Origin of the sequence: Marinobacter nanhaiticus D15-8W, from assembly GCF_036511935.1 — a bacterium.
GTDB lineage: Bacteria > Pseudomonadota > Gammaproteobacteria > Pseudomonadales > Oleiphilaceae > Marinobacter_A > Marinobacter_A nanhaiticus.
Genome location: NZ_AP028878.1, coordinates 2,103,361 through 2,128,165, shown reverse-complemented (window position 1 = coordinate 2,128,165; position 24,805 = coordinate 2,103,361). Strand labels below are relative to the sequence as shown.

General features: G+C 56.5%; 18 protein-coding genes. 7 read left to right on the top strand and 11 right to left on the bottom strand.

All coding sequences use genetic code 11. From position 1 onward, the window contains the following. Window positions 1-160 precede the first annotated feature (160 nt). Entirely contained in the window at window positions 161-1,876 is a 1,716-nt protein-coding gene (locus RE428_RS09565; RefSeq protein WP_004581779.1) for a sensor domain-containing diguanylate cyclase, read from the bottom strand. Between the two features lie 368 nt (window positions 1,877-2,244). On the opposite strand from RE428_RS09565, the gene RE428_RS09560 reads away from it, so the two are divergent. Next, window positions 2,245-2,754 carry an acyl-CoA thioesterase gene (locus RE428_RS09560; protein ID WP_004581778.1) on the top strand — a complete coding sequence of 170 codons (510 nt, stop codon included), beginning with the start codon at window positions 2,245-2,247 and terminating at the stop codon, window positions 2,752-2,754. Window positions 2,755-2,791: 37 nt separating this feature from the next. Here RE428_RS09560 and RE428_RS09555 read toward each other — a convergent pair whose 3' ends face one another. Beyond that, window positions 2,792-3,640 (bottom strand): UDP-2,3-diacylglucosamine diphosphatase, encoded by an 849-nt coding sequence (locus RE428_RS09555; protein ID WP_004581777.1) that lies wholly within the window; start codon window positions 3,638-3,640, stop codon window positions 2,792-2,794. A gap of 303 nt (window positions 3,641-3,943) precedes the next feature. Between RE428_RS09555 and RE428_RS09550 the strand changes: the two genes are divergently transcribed. Then, window positions 3,944-4,210: a hypothetical protein gene (locus RE428_RS09550; RefSeq protein ID WP_004581776.1), complete on the top strand. Its 267-nt coding sequence runs from the start codon at window positions 3,944-3,946 to the stop codon at window positions 4,208-4,210. Window positions 4,211-4,237: 27 nt separating this feature from the next. Here the strand turns inward: RE428_RS09550 and RE428_RS09545 are convergent, their stop codons facing one another. From RE428_RS09545 to RE428_RS09520, 6 genes are all read right to left on the bottom strand, one after another. After that, window positions 4,238-4,852 (bottom strand): flavin reductase family protein, encoded by a 615-nt coding sequence (locus RE428_RS09545; RefSeq protein ID WP_004581775.1) that lies wholly within the window; start codon window positions 4,850-4,852, stop codon window positions 4,238-4,240. A 44-nt stretch (window positions 4,853-4,896) separates the two neighbouring features. Next, window positions 4,897-5,919 carry a class I SAM-dependent methyltransferase gene (locus RE428_RS09540; RefSeq protein ID WP_004581774.1) on the bottom strand — a complete coding sequence of 341 codons (1,023 nt, stop codon included), beginning with the start codon at window positions 5,917-5,919 and terminating at the stop codon, window positions 4,897-4,899. Between the two features lie 60 nt (window positions 5,920-5,979). Next, window positions 5,980-6,636 (bottom strand): energy transducer TonB family protein, encoded by a 657-nt coding sequence (locus tag RE428_RS09535; RefSeq protein WP_169334073.1) that lies wholly within the window; start codon window positions 6,634-6,636, stop codon window positions 5,980-5,982. Window positions 6,637-7,012: 376 nt separating this feature from the next. After that, entirely contained in the window at window positions 7,013-7,192 is a 180-nt protein-coding gene (locus RE428_RS09530; protein WP_040882606.1) for a hypothetical protein, read from the bottom strand. A gap of 367 nt (window positions 7,193-7,559) precedes the next feature. Further along, the gene (locus RE428_RS09525; RefSeq protein WP_051079793.1) at window positions 7,560-8,690 is read right to left on the bottom strand and encodes a tRNA-queuosine alpha-mannosyltransferase domain-containing protein; all 1,131 of its coding nucleotides are present in this window, start codon (window positions 8,688-8,690) and stop codon (window positions 7,560-7,562) included. Between the two features lie 365 nt (window positions 8,691-9,055). Continuing rightward, window positions 9,056-9,607, bottom strand: coding sequence for an HD domain-containing protein (locus tag RE428_RS09520; RefSeq protein WP_004581771.1), 552 nt, complete (start codon window positions 9,605-9,607; stop codon window positions 9,056-9,058). Window positions 9,608-9,734: 127 nt separating this feature from the next. On the opposite strand from RE428_RS09520, the gene RE428_RS09515 reads away from it, so the two are divergent. Next, window positions 9,735-11,213 carry a protein adenylyltransferase SelO gene (locus RE428_RS09515; protein ID WP_004581770.1) on the top strand — a complete coding sequence of 493 codons (1,479 nt, stop codon included), beginning with the start codon at window positions 9,735-9,737 and terminating at the stop codon, window positions 11,211-11,213. A 46-nt stretch (window positions 11,214-11,259) separates the two neighbouring features. Beyond that, window positions 11,260-11,622 carry a SpoIIAA family protein gene (locus RE428_RS09510; RefSeq protein WP_004581769.1) on the top strand — a complete coding sequence of 121 codons (363 nt, stop codon included), beginning with the start codon at window positions 11,260-11,262 and terminating at the stop codon, window positions 11,620-11,622. 45 nt (window positions 11,623-11,667) lie between these two features. Here RE428_RS09510 and RE428_RS09505 read toward each other — a convergent pair whose 3' ends face one another. Then, window positions 11,668-13,182 (bottom strand): fumarate hydratase, encoded by a 1,515-nt coding sequence (locus RE428_RS09505; RefSeq protein ID WP_040882604.1) that lies wholly within the window; start codon window positions 13,180-13,182, stop codon window positions 11,668-11,670. 277 nt (window positions 13,183-13,459) lie between these two features. On the opposite strand from RE428_RS09505, the gene RE428_RS09500 reads away from it, so the two are divergent. The 3 genes from RE428_RS09500 (at window position 13,460) to RE428_RS09490 (ending at window position 18,922) form a co-directional block, all read left to right on the top strand. Further along, entirely contained in the window at window positions 13,460-14,233 is a 774-nt protein-coding gene (locus RE428_RS09500) for an enoyl-CoA hydratase (protein ID WP_004581767.1), read from the top strand. 356 nt (window positions 14,234-14,589) lie between these two features. Then, complete coding sequence (locus RE428_RS09495) at window positions 14,590-17,487, top strand: MECDP-synthase (protein WP_004581766.1); 2,898 nt, start codon at window positions 14,590-14,592, stop codon at window positions 17,485-17,487. A 235-nt stretch (window positions 17,488-17,722) separates the two neighbouring features. Further along, on the top strand, window positions 17,723-18,922 hold the full coding sequence (locus tag RE428_RS09490; protein ID WP_004581765.1) for a GGDEF domain-containing protein: 1,200 nt from the start codon (window positions 17,723-17,725) through the stop codon (window positions 18,920-18,922). A gap of 79 nt (window positions 18,923-19,001) precedes the next feature. On the opposite strand, the gene RE428_RS09485 is transcribed toward RE428_RS09490, so the two are convergent. Together RE428_RS09485 and RE428_RS09480 are read right to left on the bottom strand one after the other, a co-directional pair. Further along, window positions 19,002-21,749 (bottom strand): penicillin acylase family protein, encoded by a 2,748-nt coding sequence (locus tag RE428_RS09485; RefSeq protein WP_004581764.1) that lies wholly within the window; start codon window positions 21,747-21,749, stop codon window positions 19,002-19,004. A 269-nt stretch (window positions 21,750-22,018) separates the two neighbouring features. Then, complete coding sequence (locus RE428_RS09480) at window positions 22,019-24,703, bottom strand: penicillin acylase family protein (RefSeq protein ID WP_004581763.1); 2,685 nt, start codon at window positions 24,701-24,703, stop codon at window positions 22,019-22,021. Window positions 24,704-24,805: the final 102 nt, after the last annotated feature.

Genomic DNA, 24,805 nt, shown 5'->3' with positions numbered 1-24,805 from the left:
CGCTGGCTGCGAGCCTCCTGTAGGCATCGCAGTCTACTTGAGAGGACTTTCTGTTGCAGGACTCTTTCAAACCCAGGCAGACCCCGTAAGGTCACGAGCAGGGCCCGGAATAGTTTCAGGTTGTGCCCACCTTCTCTTGGAAGCTGATCTCTTTGCCCCCTCACCCCAGGGGCTTTTTTTTGCCCCGACCATCCTCGGAAACGGGATCAGGGCCGCAGGTGGAAGCCTGCTCTATCCGGTTCCGGCCGCGCTCCTTGGCTCGATAAAGCGCGCGATCAGCGTGGGCCAGGAGCAAATCCAGAGTCGGGACCTCACACTCTCCAATGCGCGCGATACCCAGACTGATCGTCATATGGATCTCCTTATCAGGCAGGGCCAGCGGTGTTGTTTCCACCATACTACGCAGGCGCTCGGCGATGTCCCCGGCGTTCTCGCCGGTTTCGTCCTCCAGTAGCAAAGCAAACTCCTCGCCGCCGATACGCGCCAGGAGGTCGATGTCCCGAGTGGCCCGTTTGGCGATCTCGACCAAATGCTTGAGTGCCTCGTCGCCCACGCCATGGCCATAGGTATCATTGATACGCTTAAAATGGTCCACGTCGAACAGGATGACGGCAGCTTTGGTGTGGCGTCGCTCAACCCGCTTGAGTACCCGCTCCCCTTCCTCAAAAAAATGACGCCGGTTACTGATACCGGTGAGGACATCGGTATTGGCGAGGTCCTTGAGCTGGCGGATCATCCGCTCGCGTTCGGCCCGAAGCGTTTCCCGAGTCGCAATTTCCTCACGTAAGGCGCGGTTTGCAGACTCAAGGTCCTCAGTGCGCGATGCCACCCGTTCTTCCAGGGTGATATTGAGTTTGAGTAGCTCGCTTTCCTTGCTCCTGAGCCCACGCACCATTCGGTTGAATGCCCGCGACAGTACGCTCACCTCTTCGAAGTCGTCACGCACGGCAATGTCTGAATGGCGTGCGCCGATCTCGATCGCTTCCGCTTCCCGGGTCATCTCCAGCAGAGGCCGTGATACACGCCGGGCTGTAAGCCAGGCCAACAGGCAGAAAAGTGCGGCCGCCACCAGGCCTGCGATAATGATGCCGTTACGAATATGCTGGGCGGGTTCGAAAGCGCTGGCGACCGGTTTGCGGACAAGGACGGCCCACCCGAGGCCCTCAAAATTGGGGCTGTCGCGGGTCTGGCTGTAACCGATCAGGTAGCGAACGCCGTCGCTCCAAATCTCGACGCCATAACCTGAACGGCCGGACAGTGCCTGGCGCACGGAGCGAGTGTGAAGCAGCGTCTCCTCGAGGCCCCGCGGGCCAAGCAACACGGTCGAGTCCTGGCCAACAACCAGTAAATCCGCATCCAGTCGGTTTTCCAGGGGCGAGAGCATGGCGCTTTCCAGCTTACGCGCCCATTCCCAGTCGAGGTGGGCCCCCAAGACTCCCAGCACCTCACCGCTATCGGCAGAACGTACGGGCACCGCTACATCGACGAACCTCAGGGTCTCCCCGCCGTCCGCGTTGAGGATGGCATCAAGCAGCGATGCACGATGCACATCGCCCAGGTAAGGCTCGCTTCGCGCGGCCTTGAACCAGGGCCTATGAGCAACGTTAATGCCCTCGAGCATATCGCCGGTACTTACCAGCACATCACCATCCAGGGCGGCAAATCCGATCCAGGCGTAATCCTCAAAGGTCATATGCAAGGCATTGACCATAGCCTGTACCCCGTCGAATGAACCGACCTCGATTTCGGGCGCGAGGATACTCGATGCTACCGTCAGATCGAGGTAGCGTTCTTCCAGCCCCATCTCCAGCTTGTCCCGCACCTGTTGCGAAACTTCCTGGAGGTTGACGCCCACACGCTCACGCAGTTCACGCACCGCTATGTCCTGGGCATAGGCTACAACGAGTAGCGTGAGCGTAACGGTGAGAAGCCCAAACGCCAGTGTAAGACGAGTCTTCAGATTGTTTTTTATAGTTGGAACCTGAACTCTCTTGAGAGAGTCGTTCATCCTGACGACCTCACCTGAATTGGTTCCCGTCCAATCCATGGCGACCGGGAGTCATAATCGAGCAAGGTGCGCTATCCTTCGTACGTGTTCCCTAATGACGGCTGCGTACTTACGCTTCGTTCCGGCCCGACTCGATGCGACACCCCTGGTTTGGCCAGGGACATCAATAACCTGTAGATGCGACATTTATTGTTAGTTTAGCGTCTAAATGCCAAGGATTCCTCAAGGCTTTTTCCATGACTGATATATCACGCAAACCCGTTTCTGCATCCGCTATCGACAGTCACGTCTACAAGGTGTTTCCCAATGACCTGAATGCCCAGCAGACAGCCTTCGGCGGCATGATCATGGCGAAGTGCGACCGGCTCTGTCTGGTCGCGGGCGAGCGTCATTCGGGGCGAGTCTGTGTGACGGCCGCCGTCGACTCCTTCGCCTTCCGGGCCCCGGCAAAGGGCAACGATACGCTGGTTTTCAAGGTTTCGGTGAATAGGACCTGGAATTCATCCATGGAAATCGGTGTGAGGGTCATTGCCGAGAACAGCTATACCCGGGAGGAAAGGCACATCATATCCGCCTATTTCACATTCGTGGCGCTGGACGAAGCCGGCAAGCCGGTCGCCGTACCTGAGGTGGTCCCCGAGACCGAGGGTCAGAAACGCCGCTTCCACGAGGCGGATATGCGCCGCGAAGCCCGGCTGAAAATGCGCGACGAGCTCAAGCGCTCGCGCTCGAAGCCCGGTGCATAGCGACCTGAAACCATTTCAAACCAGCATCGGCACGGTACTAGTGCCGCGACATCCTTGCCGCGGCGCTACCGGATAATGTATCGCCCAGATTTCCCGGGTGCCATTCCGGGATGCGGGAAGGAACCCGCTCTGGTTCGCGTTCGACGATATGGGGGCGCTCGGACCAGTGTAGTATTTCCAATACCCCATCGAAGCCCTCAACCAGCGCTGTGCAGTGCTCCACCCAATCCCCGTCGTTGCAATAGAGACCACCGGTGCTCTGCCGGAAGCCGGCAGAGTGGATGTGCCCGCAAATATAACCGTCATATTGTCCGCGCTCTGCCGCGGTCAGTGCCGCCATCTCGAACCGCTGGATAAAGGCTGCAGCCTTACCGATGCGAGGCTTTACCCAGGCTGCCAGGGACCAATAGGGCTTATTACGCATCCGACGCCAGACGTTGTACCAGCGATTCAACTTGAGCAGGAAACCATGGGCCCGATCGCCCACCAGTAAGAGGAAGGGACTGCAGCGAACCACCTGGTCGAACTGGTCGCCGTGACAGACCACGAAGCGGCGCCCATCCGCGGCCGTGTGGACAACCTTGTGCCGGAGATCGATACCGGCCAGAGTCTGACCGCAGAAGTTGCGTAGGAATTCGTCGTGGTTGCCGGGCACATAAATCACTTTCGTCCCCGCTGACGCCAGGCGAACCAGACGCCGTACAACCTCTTGATGGGATTTCGGAAAGTGCACCCGGCGCTGCATGGCGATCAGGTCGATAATATCACCCACCAGGTAAAGTGTTTCGCACCGTACGTTGTCGAGAAAGTCCAGAAGGTAGTCCGCCTGGCAATCCGGCGAACCCAGGTGAACGTCCGAGATGAAAACACTCCGGTATTGAAGCATCAGGAACCTCAGCCTCCCATAATCGCTATGTCACCGCCTTGAAACTGTCACCGCCAGCGTCGCGTCAGGCAATGACACCTCTATGACAGATCTGGGACATTTCCGTGAAAGACTGCGGAGAGCTATTGACCTCCCGCCATGGTCTTTGAACCAGTGCGGGATGTACAACGTAAGGTTCGTGAGACTATCCTGACTGAAACGCTGACTAAAACGTTCCGGACTAACACGTCTGTTGGAGAAAAAGGACCCAACGGATAAAGGCAGGATTCTGCTGAATCAGACAGCCCGTATGAGGAGGTACGCATGCTTCTGAAACACGCGCGAACCGGTCACCTGGTGGAAGTCGCCGATGTCACCACCCTGACCAATCCCTTCAAGGATAAAGTCGACGGCCAATTCCTCTGGGGCGAGGAAACCCAGGATCCAGAGCCCTTTACCAAGCAGGATCTGGTCTTCCCCTCGGATGAACAATTGCCCCAGTGCTGGTGGGATACCCACTTCCAGGATGAGGGTTTGGTGCGGCATCAGCCATCAGCCAACGAGCGGACGCCTGGCTATTACGGAGCCTGATGGCTCAGACTCCAGGAGAGAATCGACTCAGGCCGGGCGCGGGATCGTGATCACCTCGCCAAAAGTGACGTACTCGCCTCCGCCCAGCCGACCGATGGCATCGATGGCGTTGGCATCGATGCGCAGCCGCTCTTTCTCGTCCCGGGTTGCGGCAGCGTCGTCGACGTAGAGTTGTTGAACCTGGCCGAAAATCACGGATTGGCGATTTGGCCCCAGTTCCTGCAGTTGGAACAGTTCACAGGCCATGGCGATCCGGCAGTCTGCCAACCGTGGCAATTCGAAGCCGTCGAACGGAACCGTTTTCAATCCGTTCTCCGCCACTTCCGAAACGCCGTGGGGCAGGCTGCGGGAAGTTTCAGTCATCGCCTTAGCCATCTCACTATGGGCGATGTGGATCACGAACTTCTTGCGCTCTTCGATATTCACCCGTGTATCCTTGAAACCGCCGTCGGGCTTGCGACCTACCGACAGCATGATCATGGGCGGGTCAGCCGTTACTGCGGTAAAAAAGGAAAATGGCGCCAGGTTGTAGTCACCCTCCGGGTTTTCGGACAACACCCAGGCCACCGGTCGCGGGATAATGGATTGGGTCATGCAGTGATAGACGCGATCGGCGGGCATGGTGGTGAAGTCGATAATCATGCAGAAATCTCCTGACTGCAGATGAATGATTGAATGGCGAAGGCCTAACGACGAATGGCCCTATAGACGCTGAATCGCTTGTCCTCACTCAGTATCTCGCAAGGACCGATATAGCGCTGGATCAAGTCGCGATACGGCAGGAAGGTATTTGCCACGATACGCAGCTCGCCACCCCGGACCAGGTGCTTGGCCGCATCACGGAGGAACGCCTCGGTCATCGAGGTATCCGTGCGTACACCGGTGTGGAATGGCGGGTTGCTGACCAGCAGGTCGTATTGCCCCTCTACGGACGACAGCCCATCGGACGGCCAGACCTGCCCCTGCATGCCGGCACGGCCGAAGGTTTCCCGAGCACAATGCACCGCCTGGAATTGCACATCCACCGCATCGAGCCGGATGTCAGGCGCCTTCCGCGCCAGCCAGGCCCCAACCACGCCGGCACCGCAGGCAAAGTCCAGCACCTTCCCAGTGGGAACGACGTCGCCAAAAGACTCGAGCAGGCGCGCCGTTCCCTCATCGAGACGACCATCGCTGAATATGCCCGGCAAACCAGCGATCGCGAGCTCGCTCCCATTGACCTGGACGTGGTGCCAACTCAGCCACGCATCGAGGTCGAAGCCCGTCATGCCTGCCGGCACTTCAACCTGCCAGACCTGGCAATGGCGGGCGCTGTCGATCTTATACGCATTGGGCATGATGGTTTCGAGCACACGGGCGCCGCTGGCGATACCTTCCTTCTTTTCGCCGACCAGCAACAGCTGTCCGCCGGCTTTCGTCATATGGCCAGCCAGGGCCAGGCGCAGTTCCAGCTCCAGTCGCGACTTGGGCATGAAAACGACGGCCGTATCCAGTGAATCCGCCGCCAGGGCTTCATCCCGATAACCGAAAACGGGCCTCCATTTCGCCAGGCCCGACCAACTTCGGTAGATGCCATAGTTCTCCGTCATCACGATCCCGCCCTCTGCGGGCAATTCCGGGAGAACCGCGGCGTCGGTCAGGCCAATCAACCCGAGCCGGCCATTGACCGCCTCGCGATTACGAACGAGTACATCATGGGTATTGAGCATGGCGAAGCTTTCTATATCTTGAATGAGGGCGTTACTTTACCTGTATGAGCGTGTTAAGTCCTACTCACCGGTATAGCGGAAGGTGAGGTGCCGATAGTAGCGGGCAGTCACGAGCGCCGATTCGGGCACGTCGAACCGCGGTACCGATCGTATCGCTTCCAGTGCGCTGGCATCGAGCAGGGTATTGCCACTTGATTCAATGATTCGGGCGGACAACAGATAGCCCGATGGGTCCAGCTCGAAGGCGATCTCCCCTTCCTGGTACGACCGGGCGTTCAGGGGCTTGCGAAACCTCTGGTCCACCTGGGCCTGCATGCGTGCCAGGAACCGGTTGACCATCTGGATACGGCGATTTTCCAGCTCGCTGACCGGAGAGCCGGCGTTGGCTCCAGCCAACGCCTCGTCCGACAGATCTTCCATCCCAGCCGGTTTCTTCGGCGTCTCGGTCTGCTTTTCGGCGATGGATTGCCGGGCGGATTCGGTCGTCAATTCCGGCTTGGCCGCAGGCTCTGCAGCTTCCTTCTGTTCCTCCTCGGCAAGACGCGTTTTCGAATCGTCCTCCGCCTGCACTTTCGGCTTGGGTTCGGGCTTCTCCCCCGCCTGTACCTTTTCCTCAACGGGTGATTCGAAATCCGTGCCGCGCAGGTCGGTCTGCTCGGCATTGTGACGCGGAAGGTGAGCCTGTTGCTGGGGTTCGGGTTCAGGACGATCCGGCACAACCGGTTCCGGCTCAGGTGCAGGTTGAGGCTGTGCGATTTCGATGCGGACGGTGACAGGTTCGGACTGCTCAGTCGTTTCCGAAGGCCAGAACTGACGGGGAGAGGAAACTATGACCAGGACATGGGCAAGCGCGCTGAGCGCAAGGACCAGACCGAATCTGCTCCTGGAATGTTCATGATTTTCCGGAAGGCGGGGCGGCGAGTCAGTTGCAGTCGTCATCACCAGACAGTGCTGTGAACACAAAGGTTAGCCTGAAGATGCTGTGATCTCCTGGCTCAAGAATTATCTTTTCACAGCAACCCGCCAAAGTCGAACGCCGGCTCACTGGCCGGTGTTGGACATGGACATCTGGGTATCCGGACAGCCGAGAGACTTATTTATAACGAGCGACGATGCCGACTTGCAGGGCGTCCTGGGGGGACATATCCCAGTCGTCTGCGGCCTGAGTCTTCGAGACGGCCGGAGACGGCTTCTGAAGAGGGGCGGCTCTTTTCTGGTTCTTCTGACTTGCGGTCTTGAATCGACCAACCAAATGCTGGAATTTCTTCTTCATGGTGCGTGCCTCGTTTACCCACCCCAAGCTTGCGCGGGCTACAACATCTCACTACCAACAGTGCCCGCCGTCCTGGCTTCAGCAGCGCTGTCGATGACTTCCATTATCCGCTTGCGGATGAGCCATTTTGGTGATCCGTTTCACGCGATTTTACATTTATTTAATAATTACAATAGGCTCAATTTAGTTACATACTTTCGAGATAGACATATCGCCCTAGTCCGCCGTAGATAACTGACTAATATATAGATTAAAACGTTGACGAGCTCTGTGACAGGCGACGTATTTGGGGGGACAACAGCGTCGTTAGCGAAAAGAAGGGATTGTTAAAAGGGATCGATCGGTTGGTCAGGATGGACCAAGCATCTCAGTTACCGCGTCCTGCGTTTATCATAAATCGTAGCAACTCCTGGTACCGGGCCTGGAGAGAGGACAATCGCCAGGATTCAACGCCACTCCCAACAGGCGGTGCCTGCAGGAGCCCTATCAGTAATTCCGCAGCCCCGGAAGCTTCGCACTCCGGTTGATCAGGCAGACTGGGATAGCGCTGTCCTTCGGCAATATACTCCGGGTACGCCAGACGGTCCGGCGCCAACGACAGGCAGCCCGAAGCCATCGCCTCCAACATCGACAGCCCCTGGAAATCGTGCAGCGCGGTCGACACCACAACATCGGCACGTCGCATCAGCCAATGATAATCCTCTTGCCGAGCGACAAATCCCCAATCTTCGATGTGCTCGGCAAATTCGGCGTAGATGCTCTCGAACGTATCGGGCCGGCGTCGAAACTGCTCGCCCACGACGCTAAGACGAAACGGCTGCCCCCGATCCTTGAGGGCCTGCAGGATCAGCAGCAACCGATCCGGGCCTTTGTCGTACTCCCAACGGTGATTCCACAGAATATGCGGACACGAACGGTTGATAGGCTGGGCACGTTCGGTGAAGAGTGCGTCCGCGATCGGCACTGGCAGGATACTGGACTTGCCAGCGATACGATCGGATACGGACGCGGGCACCGCGTCCGGCAGGCGAGCCAGCAGGCGATCGATACCCTCGAGAAAACTGCGGCGGTTCCAATCGCTGTTGAAGGCGACGTGATCGGCGGAGAGAGCGCTGTAGAGATTGACCATCTGGTGATCGATACTGGCGTGCTGGTCACCGGAATCCGGGTAGGCGAACTGGTTCTCGTGCATGTAGAACAGCACCGGCGTACGGCTGGTGGCAGGATGAAAAGCCCGCAGCCCGGCCACGTCCACCATGGAGGTGGCGACGATAAGATCCCAAGGTGCCTGAAATTCAGGCGCATCCAGCCAACTCAGGGCATTGCCGCGAATGCGCCACCGAAAGTAGCGTGGGGGCAAAGCGAGAACCTGCCAATCGAAATCAGGCTGACTGGCGACCAGTTGCTCTCGCCAGCGTTTGTGGCTGCCAGCGTCATAACCGGATAGCAAGAGGATTCGCGGCTTTGTAAGAATTGTTGGAAGGGATGTGCTGCTCATGGTCGCAAATTCTAACCAATAAGCTCAGCCCGTACCTCATATGCCCCGCATTGGCACGGCTTCTTTACCTCGACCGCCTCTACTTCAGTTTCGAGGTGCTTTTGCCGGCTTGCCTGAAGCGGGGCCCTGCGGCTTGGCGGGAAGGTTGCCCGGGAACGAGGGCGAAGCCCTTCGCGCCCAAGGTCGCACCAGGACTGACCGCATCAGGTTCATCTGACGCAGCATCATCGATTCCAACCCCATGCTTCTACGCTCAATGCGGTGCGCCTCCAGGATGATCACGCAGCCATAGACGGCAGACGGATTTCGCCTTCTCCCTCCCATTCAACAGGGTTTTCGTGACAGTTTGGCGACAGTGTTGGCGGTCACCACTTCACCATCGGCAGAGGAGAACGGGGGTTACGCCGGGCATGGCCAAATGCCAGACGCGCCAACGCGCGTCGGAAGCCCCGTTCGGGGAATCGCGCCATCAATTCACGCTGCTCCACTTTTGGCAGGTTCGCCAGGAAATAGAGTCCGGTAACGTCCGTCCAGTCGGCCTTCCTGAAGGCCTCTATCATGGGATTTGAATCGTCAACCGGGCGCACCTTGTGATGGTGGCGAATCAGGTTACGTACGACGCGCTGCTCGGACTCCAACGAACGCGAACTGACATCCGGGTACCGAGCCAGCCAGGCACAGGCATGGTCGGCGGACCGTTCCAGATAATCGAAATTGCCATCGAGCCAGATGCCGATGTCATGAAAGGCGCCAGCCACTTGCAGCAGGTTGGCTTCATCGTCGGTTATCGCTGGATGAAAATGGTGAGTCAGATTGATAACCCGGTAGACGTGATTGCGATAAGCCTCGAAATGCTCACCGAGAGCCACATGCCAGGTTTGAAACAGCCGCTCCACGATGGGGAGGTGTGTTTTCATAGGCCACTCCTTGTGTAGGCTTTTCGCAAGGGTGCATAGTGGATTTAGAGCATACAACTTAAACCCCACTTGATATGCCGGGTTTGCGGCACCAGAACAATCGATGAGATCGCCGTAAAGCGCTCACATGTTGCATACCAACTCAATGGTGACTGACCTGAGTTCATTCCGAATCGATAACCGTTACGTCAAGCTCCCCAAGCACTTCTTCAGCCACGTTCAGCCCACACCGCTGAAAGCGCCGAAAATGGTGTGCTTCAACGATGAGCTGGCGCGTGAGATGGGGATCGACCCCGGCGAGAAAGAGGACTGGACCCGCGTCGGTGCCGGCCAGGAACTGCTGGAAGGCATGGAACCCATCGCCATGAAATACACGGGGCACCAGTTCGGCATGTACAACCCGGACCTCGGCGACGGGCGTGGCCTGCTGCTATGGGAGAGCTATGGTCCGGACGGCCGCCATTGGGACTGGCACCTCAAGGGCGCCGGCATGACGCCCTACTCCCGATTTGGCGATGGCCGTGCGGTGTTACGCTCTACCCTGCGCGAGTACCTCTGCAGCGAGGCCATGCATCATCTGGGCATTCCCACCACCCGGGCGTTGTTCATGATCACTGCCAAGGACCCGGTCATGCGCGAGTCAATCGAGACCGCAGCCGCTTTAATGCGCGTCGCACAGACACATATCCGCTTCGGCCATTTCGAGTACGCGGCCTATCACCAAGGACCGGAAGCGGTAAAAACATTGCTCGACCACACCATTGAGATGCACTTCCCGGAATTACTCGAAGTGCCCGAATCGGAACGCTACGTGCGCTGGCTTGAAGACGTCGTCAGCCGCACTGCCCGCCTGATTGCCCAGTGGCAAGGAGTTGGCTTCTGTCACGGCGTGATGAACTCGGACAACATGTCGATCATTGGCGATACCTTCGATTATGGGCCTTACGCCTTCCTGGATGATTTCGATGCGGGCTATATCTGTAATCACACCGACCAGGGTGGCCGTTACGCCTACAACCAGCAGCCGCAAATCGGGTTTACCAATTGCCAGCTCCTCGCCCAGAGCCTGACCAATATCATGGATGAGGACGATCTGCGCCGCGCCTTACGACGCTATGAAACCGTCTACAACAGCAGTTTCCAGCAAGTGATGATGAAGAAACTCGGGCTTGAGCAGCAAGGCGAAGAAGATATGAGCCTGATCATGGACCTCTTCAGCATGCTCCATGAGAATCACATCGACTACACCCTGTTTTTCCGCGGCTTGTCGACACGCCACACCCGGGGGAACGCGCCAGTGCGGGACCTGTTCGTCGACCGCAGCGTCGCCGACCGCTGGCTGGAGCGCTACGAAGAGCGCCTGGCGTCGGAAAACCGGGACCCGGCGGAGCGCGACGCAGCAATGTGCGCGACCAACCCGAAGTACATCCTGCGCAACTATCTTGCCCAGGAAGCCATCCAGGATGCCCAACAGGGTATTTACCAAACAGCCCACAAGCTGCTGGACGTCCTGAAACGGCCTTACGACGAACAGCCGGATAACGAACACTATGCAGCCCTGCCTCCGGATTGGGGCAAGCATATGCAAATCAGCTGTTCATCGTAGGCAAATCATTGGGCGGTTCCGTTAGACATTGAAGGGAGGAAGAGCCATGGCGACGGAATACGTGGAATACCCCGAGGACAAAACCGTTGAAATCCAGGTTGAAGGCAGAGTGTCCGCGTCGGATTTCGAGAATATCGCCAGTCGGATGGAGGCGTTTATCCGCCAGCACGGCAAGGTGAAGATCATCGAAGTGGTGCAGGCTTTTGATGGTTTCGACATGTCTATCCTGAAGGACGCCATCAACTTCGACCGGGAACACCTGAAAGATTTCACCCACTGTGCGGTCGTTTCGGACTCCGGCTGGATTGGCCCCTTCGCGCGCTTTATGTCTCGTTTCCTGGATATGGAGCTGCGTGTGTTCAGGATGAGTGAGCTAGAGAGCGCGCGCCAGTGGTTGCGGGAGGTCTAGACAAAAACGGGGCTCGTGAGCCCCGTTGGTATTGCTTGAGCCGGCTTAGACAGCCTTGGCGGCGATAATCTTCTCGTGCCACTCTACCGGGCCGGTCTGGTGAACCGAGCTACCTTTCGAGTCTACGGCAACGGTGACCGGCATATCCTCGACCTCGAATTCGTAGATGGCTTCCATCCCCAGTTCCTCGAAAGCCACGACTTCAGCATTCTTGATCGCCTTGGATACCAGGTACGCTGAACCGCCTACCGCCATCAAATATACCGCGCCGAATTCTTTAATGGCGTCGATCGCAACCTGACCGCGCTCAGCCTTGCCGATCATGCCCGTTAGGCCCGTCTTCTCAAGCATGGTGTGGGTGAACTTGTCCATGCGGGTTGCCGTCGTCGGACCGGCAGGACCGACCACTTCCTCACGGACCGGATCGACCGGGCCCACGTAATAGATAAAGCGGCCTTTCATATCCACTGGTAATTCCTCGCCGCGGGACAGCATGTCCACCATCTTCTTGTGCGCAGCGTCGCGGCCGGTCAGCATCTTGCCCGACAGCAGGATGGTCTCGCCCGGCTTCCAGTCCTTCACGTCTTCAGGTGTTACCGTGTCGAGGTTGACGCGGCGAACATCATCGCCCACTTCCCAGGTAATCTCGGGCCAGTCGTCCAGGCTCGGCGGGGTTTGCAGAGACGGACCGGAACCGTCCAGCACAAAGTGCGCATGGCGGGTAGCGGCACAATTGGGAATGATCGCAACCGGCTTGTTGGCAGCGTGGGTCGGATAGTCCTTGACCTTCACGTCCAATACCGTGGTCAGACCACCCAGACCCTGGGCACCGATGCCCAGCTCGTTCACTTTCTCGAACAGCTCCAGGCGCAGCTCTTCGGCCCGGTTGGACGCACCGCGCGCCTGCAGGTCATGGATATCGATCGGATCCAAAAGGGACTCCTTCGCCAGCTCCATGGCCTTCTCGGCGGTACCGCCGATGCCGATACCCAGCATGCCCGGCGGACACCAGCCGGCGCCCATCTGGGGCACCATCTTCAGCACCCAATCCACAACCGAGTCGGACGGGTTGAGCATGGCGAACTTTGACTTGGCTTCGGAGCCACCGCCTTTCGCTGCCACATGGACGTCGACAGTGTTGCCCGGCACCAACTTGTAATGGATGACGGCCGGGGTATTGTCCTTCGTGTTCTGGCGTTTGCCGTCCGGATCCGCCAGCACTGACGCGCGCAGTACGTTGTCCGGATGGGTGTAGGCCCGGCGAACACCTTCGTTGATGATGTCGTCCAGCGGCATATCCGCGTCCCAGGTCACGTCCATGCCCACATTGACGAAAACCGTCACGATGCCGGTGTCCTGGCAGATCGGGCGCTTACCCTGGGCACACATGCGGGAGTTGATCAGGATCTGGGCCATCGCATCCTTGGCTGCCTGGGACTCTTCCTTTTGATAGGCCTCATACACACCCTGGATAAAATCCTTCGGGTGATAGTAGGAAATGAACTGCAGCGCGTCGGCAACGCTCTCAATCAGGTCGTCCTGGCGAATCACTGTGGTCATGTTGGCTCTCATCAGTTGGGGACTTCTTTTTCATCCTCGAAGGCGGCCAACAGTAAAGGGTTGTACCGTCATCGATGCAAAATTGCGCCGTAGTTTACCCGATTAGATCGTTTGAATCAGCGTATGGTTACGGTAAGCGCCGCCTATGGGTTGACCGTGGCGAACCCCAGATTTCAACAAGGCGGGATGGCCCGGTAACTTGCAGGATATCTTTGCAATTGACCGGCAACTTTGGCTTTAATCCCGCAACAACCGACAACAATCGCAGGAGCCCAATGTGAGCGAACTGATCCAGACCGAACGCCACGACCGCGTTCTGGTGGTACGAATCAATCGTCCCGAGCGCAAGAACGCCCTCAACCACGCCATGTACACTGCGCTGGCGGACGCATTGCAGAATGCAGAAAACGACGCAGATATTCGTTGCACCCTGTTTACCGGCACCAGCGACTGCTTTACTGCCGGCAACGACTTGAGCGACTTCGCCGAAGGTCTGCCCGGCGAGTTCGAGTCCACCCCGGTGGGCCGTTTCCTGTTCGGGTTGGCGAACGCCGCCAAACCTGTTGTCGCGGCCGTTAACGGCCCTGCCGTGGGGATTGGGACCACCATGCTGCTTCACTGCGACCTGGTGTTCGCCGGTTCCAACACCCGATTCCAGATGCCCTTCGCCAACCTGGGCCTTTGCCCGGAGGGCGGCTCGAGCCTGCTGCTGCCCATGTGGCTGGGCCGTGCCCGCGCCAGTGAATTACTGATGCTGGGCGGTGCGTTTACCGCGGAGCAGGCAGATCGCCTCGGCCTCATCAATCGCATCTGCGAGCCGGAAACAACCGAACAGACAGCCCTCGACACCTGTAAGGCACTTGCCGCCCAACCACCGGCCGCGATCCGCGCCACCAAAGCCCTGATCACCCGTCCTAATAAGGAAACACTCAGCGCCACCCTTCTGGCCGAGGGCGAACTTTTCGGAGAACGGCTGAAATCTGCCGAAGCGGCGGAGGCTTTTGCCGCCTTCAAGGAAAAGCGGAAACCGGACTTCAGCCAGTTCGATTGATCGATCCCGTGCTTGGAAATCCAAACGAATCGCTTTCGCCCCGAACGGCTTGGAATCGTTAAAGCTAGAGGGGCGGCAGAACAGGCTCTGCAACTCGACAAACCCGCAGGTGCGATCTATTTTTCAGACAGGCCCGCGGTCACCACCAAGAATCACACTTTAGAGCGATCAACAGGTTTCTGTTTCTTTCGTTATAGTCAGAGTGATAGAAACCAGCGCTGGCCAGGGGACGACTGAAAGACCGGTTTACCCCACAGGTTTTCAGACAATATAGGCAGCTGACGAACGGCTTATCGGGCAAACCGAACCGGTCAGCGCCGACAATAACGACACAACAACAGGAAAAGGTTCCACCCATGTTCAAAAAAACGCTAATAAGCCTTGCCGTGGCGTCTTCCGTTGGACTTTCCGGCTGTCTTGATGACGGCTCTTCGGGGAAAAATGCGAATCCGGATTACGATATTACCGATACAACGATCGATAGAAGTCTTGTACGGCCGCTCTATAATCCCAACCCTCTCGTATCCGATGCAGAGTTTCCTATCAACTCTGACCTTATCCTATTGCTCGGCGCCTCACAGTCAGCCAATTTCGATTTCACCGGCACATCTAGCGGAACGTCACCTGCAGATGACGCCGTTCGTCGGCTGGGCGGGTTTTCAACGAGTGGCGCATTTAACGTTAGGTTCGATGGTTCACTCGACCCGAATACCGTAGCACTTAACCAAACCGTTTTTTTACTGCCGCTAAACGTTAAGCCGGCCGTTGCGTCGGCGCCCAATGCCCTTCCACCAACGAACCCAAGCGGGATCAATTCCGATAATCCTTTCTCTACCGATCCTGATGTTCAGCCCAATGTCAGAGTGGAAGTCGTAAGCCTGGATGGTGGACAAAACAACGCAATCCGCATCGTCCCCCTTGAGCCACTGGCGGAGGATCAGAAGTTCCTGGTTACTGTCACCACAGGTGTTAAGGGCGCCAACGGCAAGCCGATCGACCGTGCAGTTCAGGATAAAGCCCTGGCTGACGGTGAACTGGGTAACCCAGCCCTCGGTACAGTCAAAACACTACTGCAAAGTTTGGACTCTCTGGGTAATGGATTCCTGAAAGCTCGAGGTATCCCAGGCTCATCCGCCATCTCTTATACGTTCACCACTAACTCTGAGATGGATGTGCTGCGAGCCATGACTGCTCCGGCGGCGGCCATTCCCAGTGATGCGAACGGCGCCACCTACTTGACAGCATTGGGACAAAAAATTGCTTTTACCGCTCAACTAAAAGCGGTTCGGGACAACTATCCAACCCTCAACTTCTCAGAGCTCACTGCCAAACTGGCTGAGCTAGGGGAAAAGGCTGCCAAGCTTCAGGCGGACCCCAGTTATGCAAACAGCCTGACCACCCAGGAGCTTCAAGCCATCACTGCGCTTGGCCAGGCACAGGCCATCCAGCCGAACATCGAGGCCGCTATTACATCGCAAGTGGCGACGACCATTCACGTTCCACAACCACGCCCGTCGTTTTTCTATCCATCTGAACCCGCCAGTACACTGGCGACCATTCAGGGTATCGCAGCTACAGATCCAGGTAACTCTATCGTGGCGGCAGCTACTCAAGTGCGGGTATCACAAGGTGCTATTGCTCTACCCTACTTCCAGCAACTTCCTGGCGATGGCGGGGCAGGCATCGTTAACGGTAGCTGGACCGGCAGCACTGATCTCGAAGCAAATCTAAACGACGAGCTGACCGGAGGTGGGAGCCCTATATTCCAGTTCCTCCGCGATACGGATGGCAAGCTTAATGTGAATGGCTATTTCCCCTTCCCTCAGCAACGCGCAACAGTCACGGTACCCATCGTGGCTTATCACCCAGCAATAGAAGATTCAGGAACACCTCAACCCGAGCGTCCTGCATCATGCGTAGATGCTAACCTGCCCAATGGAGTCACCATTTTCCAGCACGGCATCACGGTAGATCGCAGTGTGTCGATGCTTCCGGGCATACTGCTCGCCAACCAGGCATGCCAAACTGTTATTGCCATTGACCAGCCTCTGCATGGTTTGGCTGGCGATTCCGCTGGCACGGTTGCAGGCCTCGACCCTCTTGATTCTCAGGCACTCAAGAACACCGTCAACGCCGTTATCTCAGGAGGTGTTCCCCAGCAGACTGAGGACGCGCTCAAGGCTTTGATCAATGCCGATTACATTGGCGAACGGCATTTCTATTACACGGCCAACAGCCAACTTCAGCCTGTCGAGGCCAATCTTTCCTCTGTAAGTTCAGGCAGCCTGTTTATCAACCCGCTCAACATGGCTAATAGCCGTGACAACCTCCGTCAGGGTGTTGTCGACCTCCTGAATGTCGCCGCCTCCACTCAGACGTTCGCGCTGGACGGTACTGCGGGGGTATTGGCAGGTAGCGAAGTCAACTTCGTTGGGCATTCACTCGGTGGCATATCGGGGACGACATTCGCCTCCCTCAGCAACAATACGGTGCTGAATGCGACTCTCAACGGCCTCTACGATCAGAATCCTGCAACGGCATCTTTCGACTACCCTGCGATGTTCTCAGTCAGCCTCCACAATACCGGTGGTCAGGTGACGCGACTGATAGAAAACTCCCCGGCGCTGTCTTCCCGCATCCTTGGAGGCCTGGCTGCTCAGGGGGTTAGCCAAGGCTCAGCAGACTTCGAGAATTTCTTCTACATTTTCCAGTCTGTGATGGATTCGACCGATCCAGTCTCATTTGCCAAAGATCTCGGGACTTCGACCAGAAATATCCTTATCTCTGAAGTTGTTGGAGACGATACGGTTCCCAACGAAGCTAACGTAAATCCGCTTGGAAATGCGTTCTCCGCTCCCCTTGCCGGAACAGAGCCACTGATGGCCCTGATTGACCTGGGATCAGAGGGCAACTCAGGCATCCTGGCCAACGGTACAGGCGTATCACTGGTCACTTCCAATTCATCAGCCAACCAAGGGGCCCTGCCTGCAGCATCCTTCTTTGCCGGCGACAACCCTTGCGCCGATGCAAACCACGGAACGTTCGTAGGGCCGCAGACGCAGGCTGACCCGGAAGATCTTCGCTGTCCAGGCGGTTCAAACACTGTCGCAGCTTTTGCCGAGATGGTTCGTCAAACGGCGTTGACTATAAATGATGTACCCGTTCTCACCACTACAGCACCCGGCAATGTCGCCAACCTGAATGTACTTGGCTCAAGCGACACGGTAGAGAACGCTCTCGACCAAGATGAGTGATTGCAATAGCTCTAACTAGTTCTTACTTTTATCCAAGCCCCTGACATTCATCAGGGGCTTTTTTGTTTGCGCTTTTAACAGTCACAAATATTTTCGCCTTAACAGGCCAGAGTACTAACGCTACCGATTAACGGGTATCACCGTCCTCACCTTTTAAAAAAGATTACGTTTTTGATTTTCGAATTTAGCTACACTTCAACCAACAATAATTAGCTAATCTAAACGACACACTTCAATGATCTCCGACCAAGCCAAGCAAGCCCGAGAAAACAACAATACTATTGAAAGGACTGACAGCTCCGCTACCGATCAGAAGCTTCGGAAGCGCCGTTTGGGCATGTCCTTCATTTCCTATCAGGTTACGCTCACGATCGTCGTGCTGTGCTGGTACTTCGGCATGGTTCCTCTCAGGGTAGTCTTCGAATTCCTGGCCTTTTCCTTACTTATCAACGCCGGTTTTTTTCTACTTATACATTTCAACTTGAACCTGAGATTCAAGGATCCGGCGATGACGGGGCTGCAGATGGTGATTTCCCTGTTGCCGCCAATATGGGTCATGTATTTCCTGGAAGATGGGCAGGCACGCGCGGTATTCCTGCTAATCGCCATGGTCCCGGCGCTGTATGGCATCCTGGCTTTGCGTACCCGTGAGTTCCTGCTGGTAGGCCTCTGGTTCTTCCTCCTCTATGGCGCTTTGATGAGCGCTATCTGGATAACGAAGCCGGAAGTGCTGATGGGCTCCAGATCTGTCGAGGTAATCCAGATGCTGGGATTCATGCTCGTCATGGGTCAGATCGCGATGATAGGCGGTTTTATCAGTGGATTGCGGGGAAAGCTGCGCGAGCGGAACCAGGAACTGCAAGATGCCATGCAGCGTATCCGGGAGCTGGTTAACATTGACGAACTCACCGGCGTATTTAACCGGCGGCGGCTTTTCGAGGTGCTCAGCGAGGAATCGAACCGCTACAGCCGTACACAGGGGCCGTTCAGTATCTGCATCCTCGATATTGACTACTTCAAGCAGGTTAACGACACCTACGGGCACCAGGCCGGCGACAACATACTGCGGACAGTGGCCCAGACCGTGAATCACAACCTTCGACAAATCGACTGTTTTGGCCGTTACGGTGGTGAAGAATTTCTGCTAGTACTGCCCCAGACGCCGCTCGATGGGGCTTGCATAAAGGCTGATCGGGTACGTCAAAATATACATGGCCTGCCGTTCGACCACATCAAGGATGGGCTCAGGGTTTCGGTGTCCCTCGGCGTTGCTCAATATCGCGAAGGGGAGACCATAGAAGATACGATAGCCCGCGCTGACGAAGCGCTCTACGTTGCCAAGCAGCAAGGTCGGAACCGAATAGTCAGCGAAGATCAATTGCCCGGCACTCCAACTCAAGAAGTGACTAGCAACCTCCCTCAGTCCTCCCACTAGAATTGACGTTTCTTGCTCTGCCCGTGTTGCAAACGAAAAAAGGCCGGCGTCTGCCGGCCTTGAAGGTTTTGCCTAGAAGTTATTTGCCGGAGATCGTTACCTCTCCCTGTGGCAACAGGTTTGCCATGATCTCCGACTCTGTGAACAACAACTTACGGTAGTTCTTCTCGGAATACAGTTGGCTTTGGTCGGTGAAGTACGGCGACATAGCATCACTGGACTGTGAGTAGCTCACCAGGCCATAGGCTTCCGGACCATTGTCGGTAAACTCAAGGCCGAAATGCCAGCTGGTGCCGCGAGCGATTTTCCAGCCTTCCCCGGAATTCGCAGAGACACCCGCTGCAAAGCGGACTCCCTCACTGCTGTTGAATTCAGGCGTGTTCTCACGCGGAATAATCGTATCCTCCGCGAAGTCGGAATCGACCACGCCAATAGCGTTGAATGCACCATCGACGTTCCCATCTCCGCCATGCCAAGGAATTGGCGCACTCTGAACCACTACTGCATTGGGATCGCCTCCGGGCGGGACGCCACCAGTGGGCTGATAGTACTGCACGTCTCCCAACCTGGCAGCCGGGTCTATACCAGCGGCGTCCAGGACCACCAAACCAGCGGCAAGTGACTGGAGCATCGGATCATTTTCCGTGCCTGCATCAACTGGGGAAGGATCAGCCGGCGTGTAGACCGGGTTCTCAGGATCAAACTTCGTTTGAAGATGATTCTGGAAGCTGCGCATATAAACATCAACAAAGGCTCGGAAGGTATGTGCGCCGGTACTATCCAGATCGTAAGTACCGTTCCAGTTGGTTAGTGCTGCGCAACCATCGGCTACCGTTCTGGTACCACCGGCGAGGTCGGGAGCAGCCGGCAGTAATTCGTCCGGTACGTTGACCGGCGTGCTGGCGATCATGCCGCAACGGCTCAATAGCTCATCCAGGAACTGTTCGGAGTACCAGGCCCGGTTATTCCATATCACACCAATCAGGTCTTCCGCTCCGAACTTGCCGTCTTGACCTGCCGGCGCGGGTGTACTGGGATCAAGACCATGCTCAAGCGGATTTTGCAGCATCTTGATACCAAGACGCGTACGCGGATTGATTGGGCTTTCCTCGGAACCAAACAAGGGAGAATACCCCGTCAGGAACTCGTCCGGGTTGGTTGCCCAGTAGCTGCTGTTGGAATTCTGAACCCAATCTGCTCTCAGGAGCTTTGGCTTATCCTCATACGGAACGAGTCCTTCACACTCGCCTTCTACCCAATCATTTACTGAACTACTTCCGTCCAATAGAGTCACGCCGTTATCGAACAATTCAGCATAATCCGCATTTTGAGATCGGAATAGATTGACGATAGCGATCGACTTTTCGGAAAGGTTGGGTACCGAGCTGCTATCTATATAGAAAGCATTACCCTGATCGTCGGCATAAGTCGAGTTGGTCCAGAGCGTCGACCCACAGTTCTTGAAGACATTCTGGAACTCCGTCAGGTTGGAAGCACGACTCATCTGCAGCCACGTATCCAGGAGCCTGGGCGTATCGGCGTTCGCATCACGGTACGTATAAGCAGCTGGAGCACCGGTCAAAGCGCCATTGCTTCCCCACCCGGGTAGTTTTGAGCTTACTGCATTAGCAGCCAGCATCGGACCATATTCCGAATAGTAAAACTCGCGCTCCAGAGTCACCGGTTCGACCATACCCATATCCACTTCAATACGAAGCGTTTTGGAAGTAATAGGCTTTTCCTGGCCGTCTTTGACATAGGTTAGATTATCGCCTTGCTTGAGCTTGAGCTCGTACCAAGTAAATCGACGGCTGGTCGTCACGGTATGCGACCAGGCAAGGTGCTCGTTAAAGCTGATAAGCGGAACTGCGGTCCCTAACAACCCTGCCCCGTTGACATTCAAATAACCAGGTACCGTCATTTGCATTTGATAGAGCCGGCGGTGTCCTGTGTAAGGAAAATGGGGGTTAGCCAATAAGGCACCACGACCCTGCTCGGTCATTTCCCTGCCAACGCCCCACGCATTACTGGCTAGACCAGTATCCTGAAAGTTTTGCTTGGAGCCAGCGCTTGTCCTAGCGGTATCGACTACCTGTTGCATCAGATTGTCGATTCTTGAGGAATCAGAGACTTCGGTAACTACCCGAGGCGCAGGAGACTGCGCGGGCGGTACGGCCAGAAATACAACACCAGTCGCAAACTGTGCGCCGCTCGCATACTGACCAACAATTCTATAATGAGCCAAGAGGTCTACGGGCGTAATCTCCTTGACCCAGGGCTGATCACGACATTCCTCCGGAAAATCAGAGGGATCGGTTTCTACAACATATTTATTGTAGCCCTCGGAGAAACCGGTTATCAGCGCCTTGCTTTCGTCACTTAACGAGTCGAACTGCTCTTCGGCCCCGCTGTAGATCTCCTGAGCCTTATAGCTAAAATCAGAGATGATGTTGAAGCCCACCGACTGGCCCGGAGCGAACGTTACGTCGTAGCCAGGCCCAAAATACTTAGCCCGCTCACTCCGGGCTTTGACGATAGCCTCCGCCAAGAGACAGATATTATCTTGGGCCTGCGAGTACCCGGCACCAAAACCTGCAGAGGACAGATCGTCCGCCTTGATGTGCGGAACGCCGTTGGTCGTGCGTCTGATAGTGGCCTGCAACTGGCCGTTTTCGGGAAAGAGCGGATCGCTTGCCGTGTCATCTGAACCAGAGGAACTGTCGCCGTCAAAGCAGCCACTGAGGAGGAAACTGCTCGCAACGGCGATGCCCAGCGCTTGCAGCCCACTCCGACCGGGTGCTTTGAACCCCAATCTGGAATGTTTCATTTTGGCCTTCCATTTTTGGATTTATTAGTCGTTAGAAGGAGCCCATGGAGGACTCTTTTCCAGCCTAGCAGATGCTTGGTTACGGTCACACCAAAAAGTGATTCACTATTCAGTTTTTGATATTTCCTGCTGCAACTGAATGACTTAACTAATTTTTAGTCAATACATCGTTAAAGACGTGCACGACATTTTGGTAGGGTCTGGACTTGGGAGGGCATAAAAAAGCCCCGGCAGAACCGGGGCTTCTTGGGTAGAGAGCAATCTCAACTCTAGTCTTCGTCTGAAAGCAACTCGCTCGAAATAGTAACCTCCCCCTGTGGAAGCAGGTTGGCCATGATTTCATCCTCCGTGAACAGGATTTCGCGATAATCCTTCTCCGAGTAGCGGTAGCTCTGATCGATAAAATAAGGTGACATCGGATCGGTCGACTGCGAATAGCTCAACAGCCCAAAGGCTTCGGGGCCGTTGTCGGTAAACTCCAGCCCAACGATCCAGGTGGAGCCCTGCGAGACATTCCAGCCTTCGCCCGCGTTGGCTGATAGGCCTCCGGCAAACCGGTTGCCGGCCGCGTCGCGGAAGGCCGGCGTATTCTCGCGGGGAATCACCGTGTCTTCGGCGTAGGGCGAATCCGCTACGTCCGTCGCGTTGAATGCACCGTCGATGTCCGCATCCCCGCCATGCCAGGGGATCTCCGGGCTCAGCTCGACCACACCAGAGGGATCGCCTCCAGGCGGTACGCCACCGGTAGGCTGGTAATATTGCACGTCACCTAATGCCGCCGCAGGATCGATACCGGCGGCATCCAACACAATCAAGCCGGCCGCCAGTGACTGAAGCATCGGATCATCCGGTGTTCCAGCCTGGTCGTTCGAGGGATCCGCGGGCGTGTACACCGGGTTGGCCGGGTTAAACGGTGTCTGCAGATCGTCCGGGAAGCTGCGCAAATAGACATCGTTGAATGCCCGGAACACATGCGCACCGACGCTGTTCAGGTCATAGGTGCCGTTCCAACTGGCCAACGCTGCGCAGCCATCGGAAACTGTCCTGGGGCCGCCGTCCAGATCCGGATTGGTCGGCAGAATCTCGTCCGGCACGTTAACCGGGTTACCGGCAATGGCTTCACACCGGTTAAGGAGTTCGCCTAGATACTGCTCGGAATACCAGGCCCGGTTGTTCCAGATAACGCCGGTGAGTTCCCTCGCGCTGAACCGTCCGTCCTGCCCGCCAGGCGCAGGGGTGCTGGGGTCAAGACCGTGTTCCAGCGGGTTCTGCAGCATCTTGATGCCCAGACGGGTACGCGGACCAAGAGGGCTCTGCTCGGGACCATAGAGCGGCGAGTAACCAGTCAGGAACTGATCCGGATTTGTTGCCCAGTGGCTGTCGTTTGAGTTTTGTACCCAGTCCGTGCGCAACAGCTTTGGCATCGACTCATAGGGAACCAGGCCATCGCACTTCCCTTTAACCCAGTCGTCGCGGGATGTACTTCCATCGAGTAGCGTCAAGCCGGCCTGGAATAGCGCATTATAGGCTGGGCTCGCGTTACGCTTGGCCTCGATCACAGCCAGGGTCTCTGCCGAGAGATTAGGCACAGAGCTGCTATCGATGTAGAACGCATTTCCCCGATCATCGGTGTAGATGGTGTTGGTCCAGAGCGTAGAGCCGCAACCACGGAAAACGTGCTGGAATTCCTTCAGGTTGGACGCCCGGCTCATCTCCAACCAGGTTCCCAGCAAGTCGCTGGTGTCCCCATTGGCATCCCGATAGGTATAGGCGACCGTCGCACCCTGCGCGTTGGTCCCGCCCCACTTCGGTAGCCCGCCGCCGGTCACGGCATTCGCCGAGATCATCGGTCCATACTCGGAGTAATAGAAGGTCCGCTCCAAAACCATCGGTGTCGGCGTGCCATTAGCCACTTCGATCTCGAACGTTTTGGTGGTAATCGGCTTTTCTTCACCATCTTTTATGTAGGTCAGGTCATCGCCCGACTTGAGCGTCAATTCGTAGAACGTGAAGCGACGGCTGGCGGAATTGGTGTGGGACCAAGCCAGGTTCTTGTTGAAGTTGATCAGCGGAATGGCCGTACCCAACAAGCCCGCGCCGTTGATGTTCAGGTAACCCGGCACGGTCATCTGCATCTGGTAAAGCCGACGATGGCCGGTATAGGGGAAGTGGGGGTTGGACAAGAGCGCGCCGCGGCCCTGCTCCGTCATGTCCCGGCCGATAGCCCAGGCGTTGCTGGCCAGCCCGGTTTCCAGGCTTGCTCGCAGGGATGGCAATGCGTTGGCGCCACCGGCCACACGCTGGGCGTCGTAATCCAACGCCGTACCGGCCATTGCAGGCACCGGTGCAGGGGATACGCCGGGAGGCACGGCGAGGAAGGTCGCACCCGACGCAAACAATGCACCGCTCGCATACTGCCCGATAATCCGGTAGTAAGCGATCAGGTCGGCGGGCTCGATCGACTTGACCCAAGGCTGGTCACGGCATTCTGCCGGGAAATCCGATGCCGGTGTGTCCTCCACATACTTGTTATAACCCGCAGTGAAGCCATCAATCAGGGCACGGTTCCGCCAGGACAATGTGGAGTAATCTTCACGTGCACCGCCGATAACACCCTGAGCCTTGAACGAAAAATCGCTTATGACGTTCATGTTGTCAGGACCGGGGCCGAAATATTTTGCCCTTTCGCTCCGGGCTTTAACGAAAGCCTCCGCGAGCAGACAAACATTGTCCTTCGCCTGAGCGTAACCTGCCCCAAATGCAGCAGAAGTCAGATCACCCGCCTTGATGTGCGGGACGCCATTGGTGGTGTAACGGATGCTCGCCTTTAACTCACCATCCTTCGGATAGAGTGGTTCAAAGCAACCACTCAGGAACAGACAGCTTAAAAAAGCAATAGAAGTACGTAGCGCAAGCCAGCAGGGCCTTTTATAGCCCAATATGAAGTTTTTCATTGGAATTCTCCATTCCTTGGATATGCAGTCTGAAGAAACGAGTCCGAAAAACAGACTTGTCTCTCAGATTAGCAGACGATTTTGCAGTCGACATTAAAATAT

What these genes read in the sequence shown, in the direction of transcription:
- RE428_RS09540 (WP_004581774.1), bottom strand. Translation starts at nt 5,919, where the DNA reads ATGCTCAATACCCATGATGTACTCGTTCGTAATCGCGAGGCGGTCAAT.
- RE428_RS09545 (WP_004581775.1), bottom strand. Translation starts at nt 4,852, where the DNA reads ATGATTATCGACTTCACCACCATGCCCGCCGATCGCGTCTATCACTGC.
- RE428_RS09495 (WP_004581766.1), top strand. Translation starts at nt 14,590, where the DNA reads ATGTTCAAAAAAACGCTAATAAGCCTTGCCGTGGCGTCTTCCGTTGGA.
- RE428_RS09555 (WP_004581777.1), bottom strand. Translation starts at nt 3,640, where the DNA reads ATGCTTCAATACCGGAGTGTTTTCATCTCGGACGTTCACCTGGGTTCG.
- RE428_RS09520 (WP_004581771.1), bottom strand. Translation starts at nt 9,607, where the DNA reads ATGAAAACACACCTCCCCATCGTGGAGCGGCTGTTTCAAACCTGGCAT.
- RE428_RS09530 (WP_040882606.1), bottom strand. Translation starts at nt 7,192, where the DNA reads ATGAAGAAGAAATTCCAGCATTTGGTTGGTCGATTCAAGACCGCAAGT.
- RE428_RS09515 (WP_004581770.1), top strand. Translation starts at nt 9,735, where the DNA reads ATGTTGCATACCAACTCAATGGTGACTGACCTGAGTTCATTCCGAATC.
- RE428_RS09525 (WP_051079793.1), bottom strand. Translation starts at nt 8,690, where the DNA reads ATGAGCAGCACATCCCTTCCAACAATTCTTACAAAGCCGCGAATCCTC.
- RE428_RS09550 (WP_004581776.1), top strand. Translation starts at nt 3,944, where the DNA reads ATGCTTCTGAAACACGCGCGAACCGGTCACCTGGTGGAAGTCGCCGAT.
- RE428_RS09490 (WP_004581765.1), top strand. Translation starts at nt 17,723, where the DNA reads ATGATCTCCGACCAAGCCAAGCAAGCCCGAGAAAACAACAATACTATT.
- RE428_RS09510 (WP_004581769.1), top strand. Translation starts at nt 11,260, where the DNA reads ATGGCGACGGAATACGTGGAATACCCCGAGGACAAAACCGTTGAAATC.
- RE428_RS09505 (WP_040882604.1), bottom strand. Translation starts at nt 13,182, where the DNA reads ATGACCACAGTGATTCGCCAGGACGACCTGATTGAGAGCGTTGCCGAC.
- RE428_RS09560 (WP_004581778.1), top strand. Translation starts at nt 2,245, where the DNA reads ATGACTGATATATCACGCAAACCCGTTTCTGCATCCGCTATCGACAGT.
- RE428_RS09485 (WP_004581764.1), bottom strand. Translation starts at nt 21,749, where the DNA reads ATGAAACATTCCAGATTGGGGTTCAAAGCACCCGGTCGGAGTGGGCTG.
- RE428_RS09480 (WP_004581763.1), bottom strand. Translation starts at nt 24,703, where the DNA reads ATGAAAAACTTCATATTGGGCTATAAAAGGCCCTGCTGGCTTGCGCTA.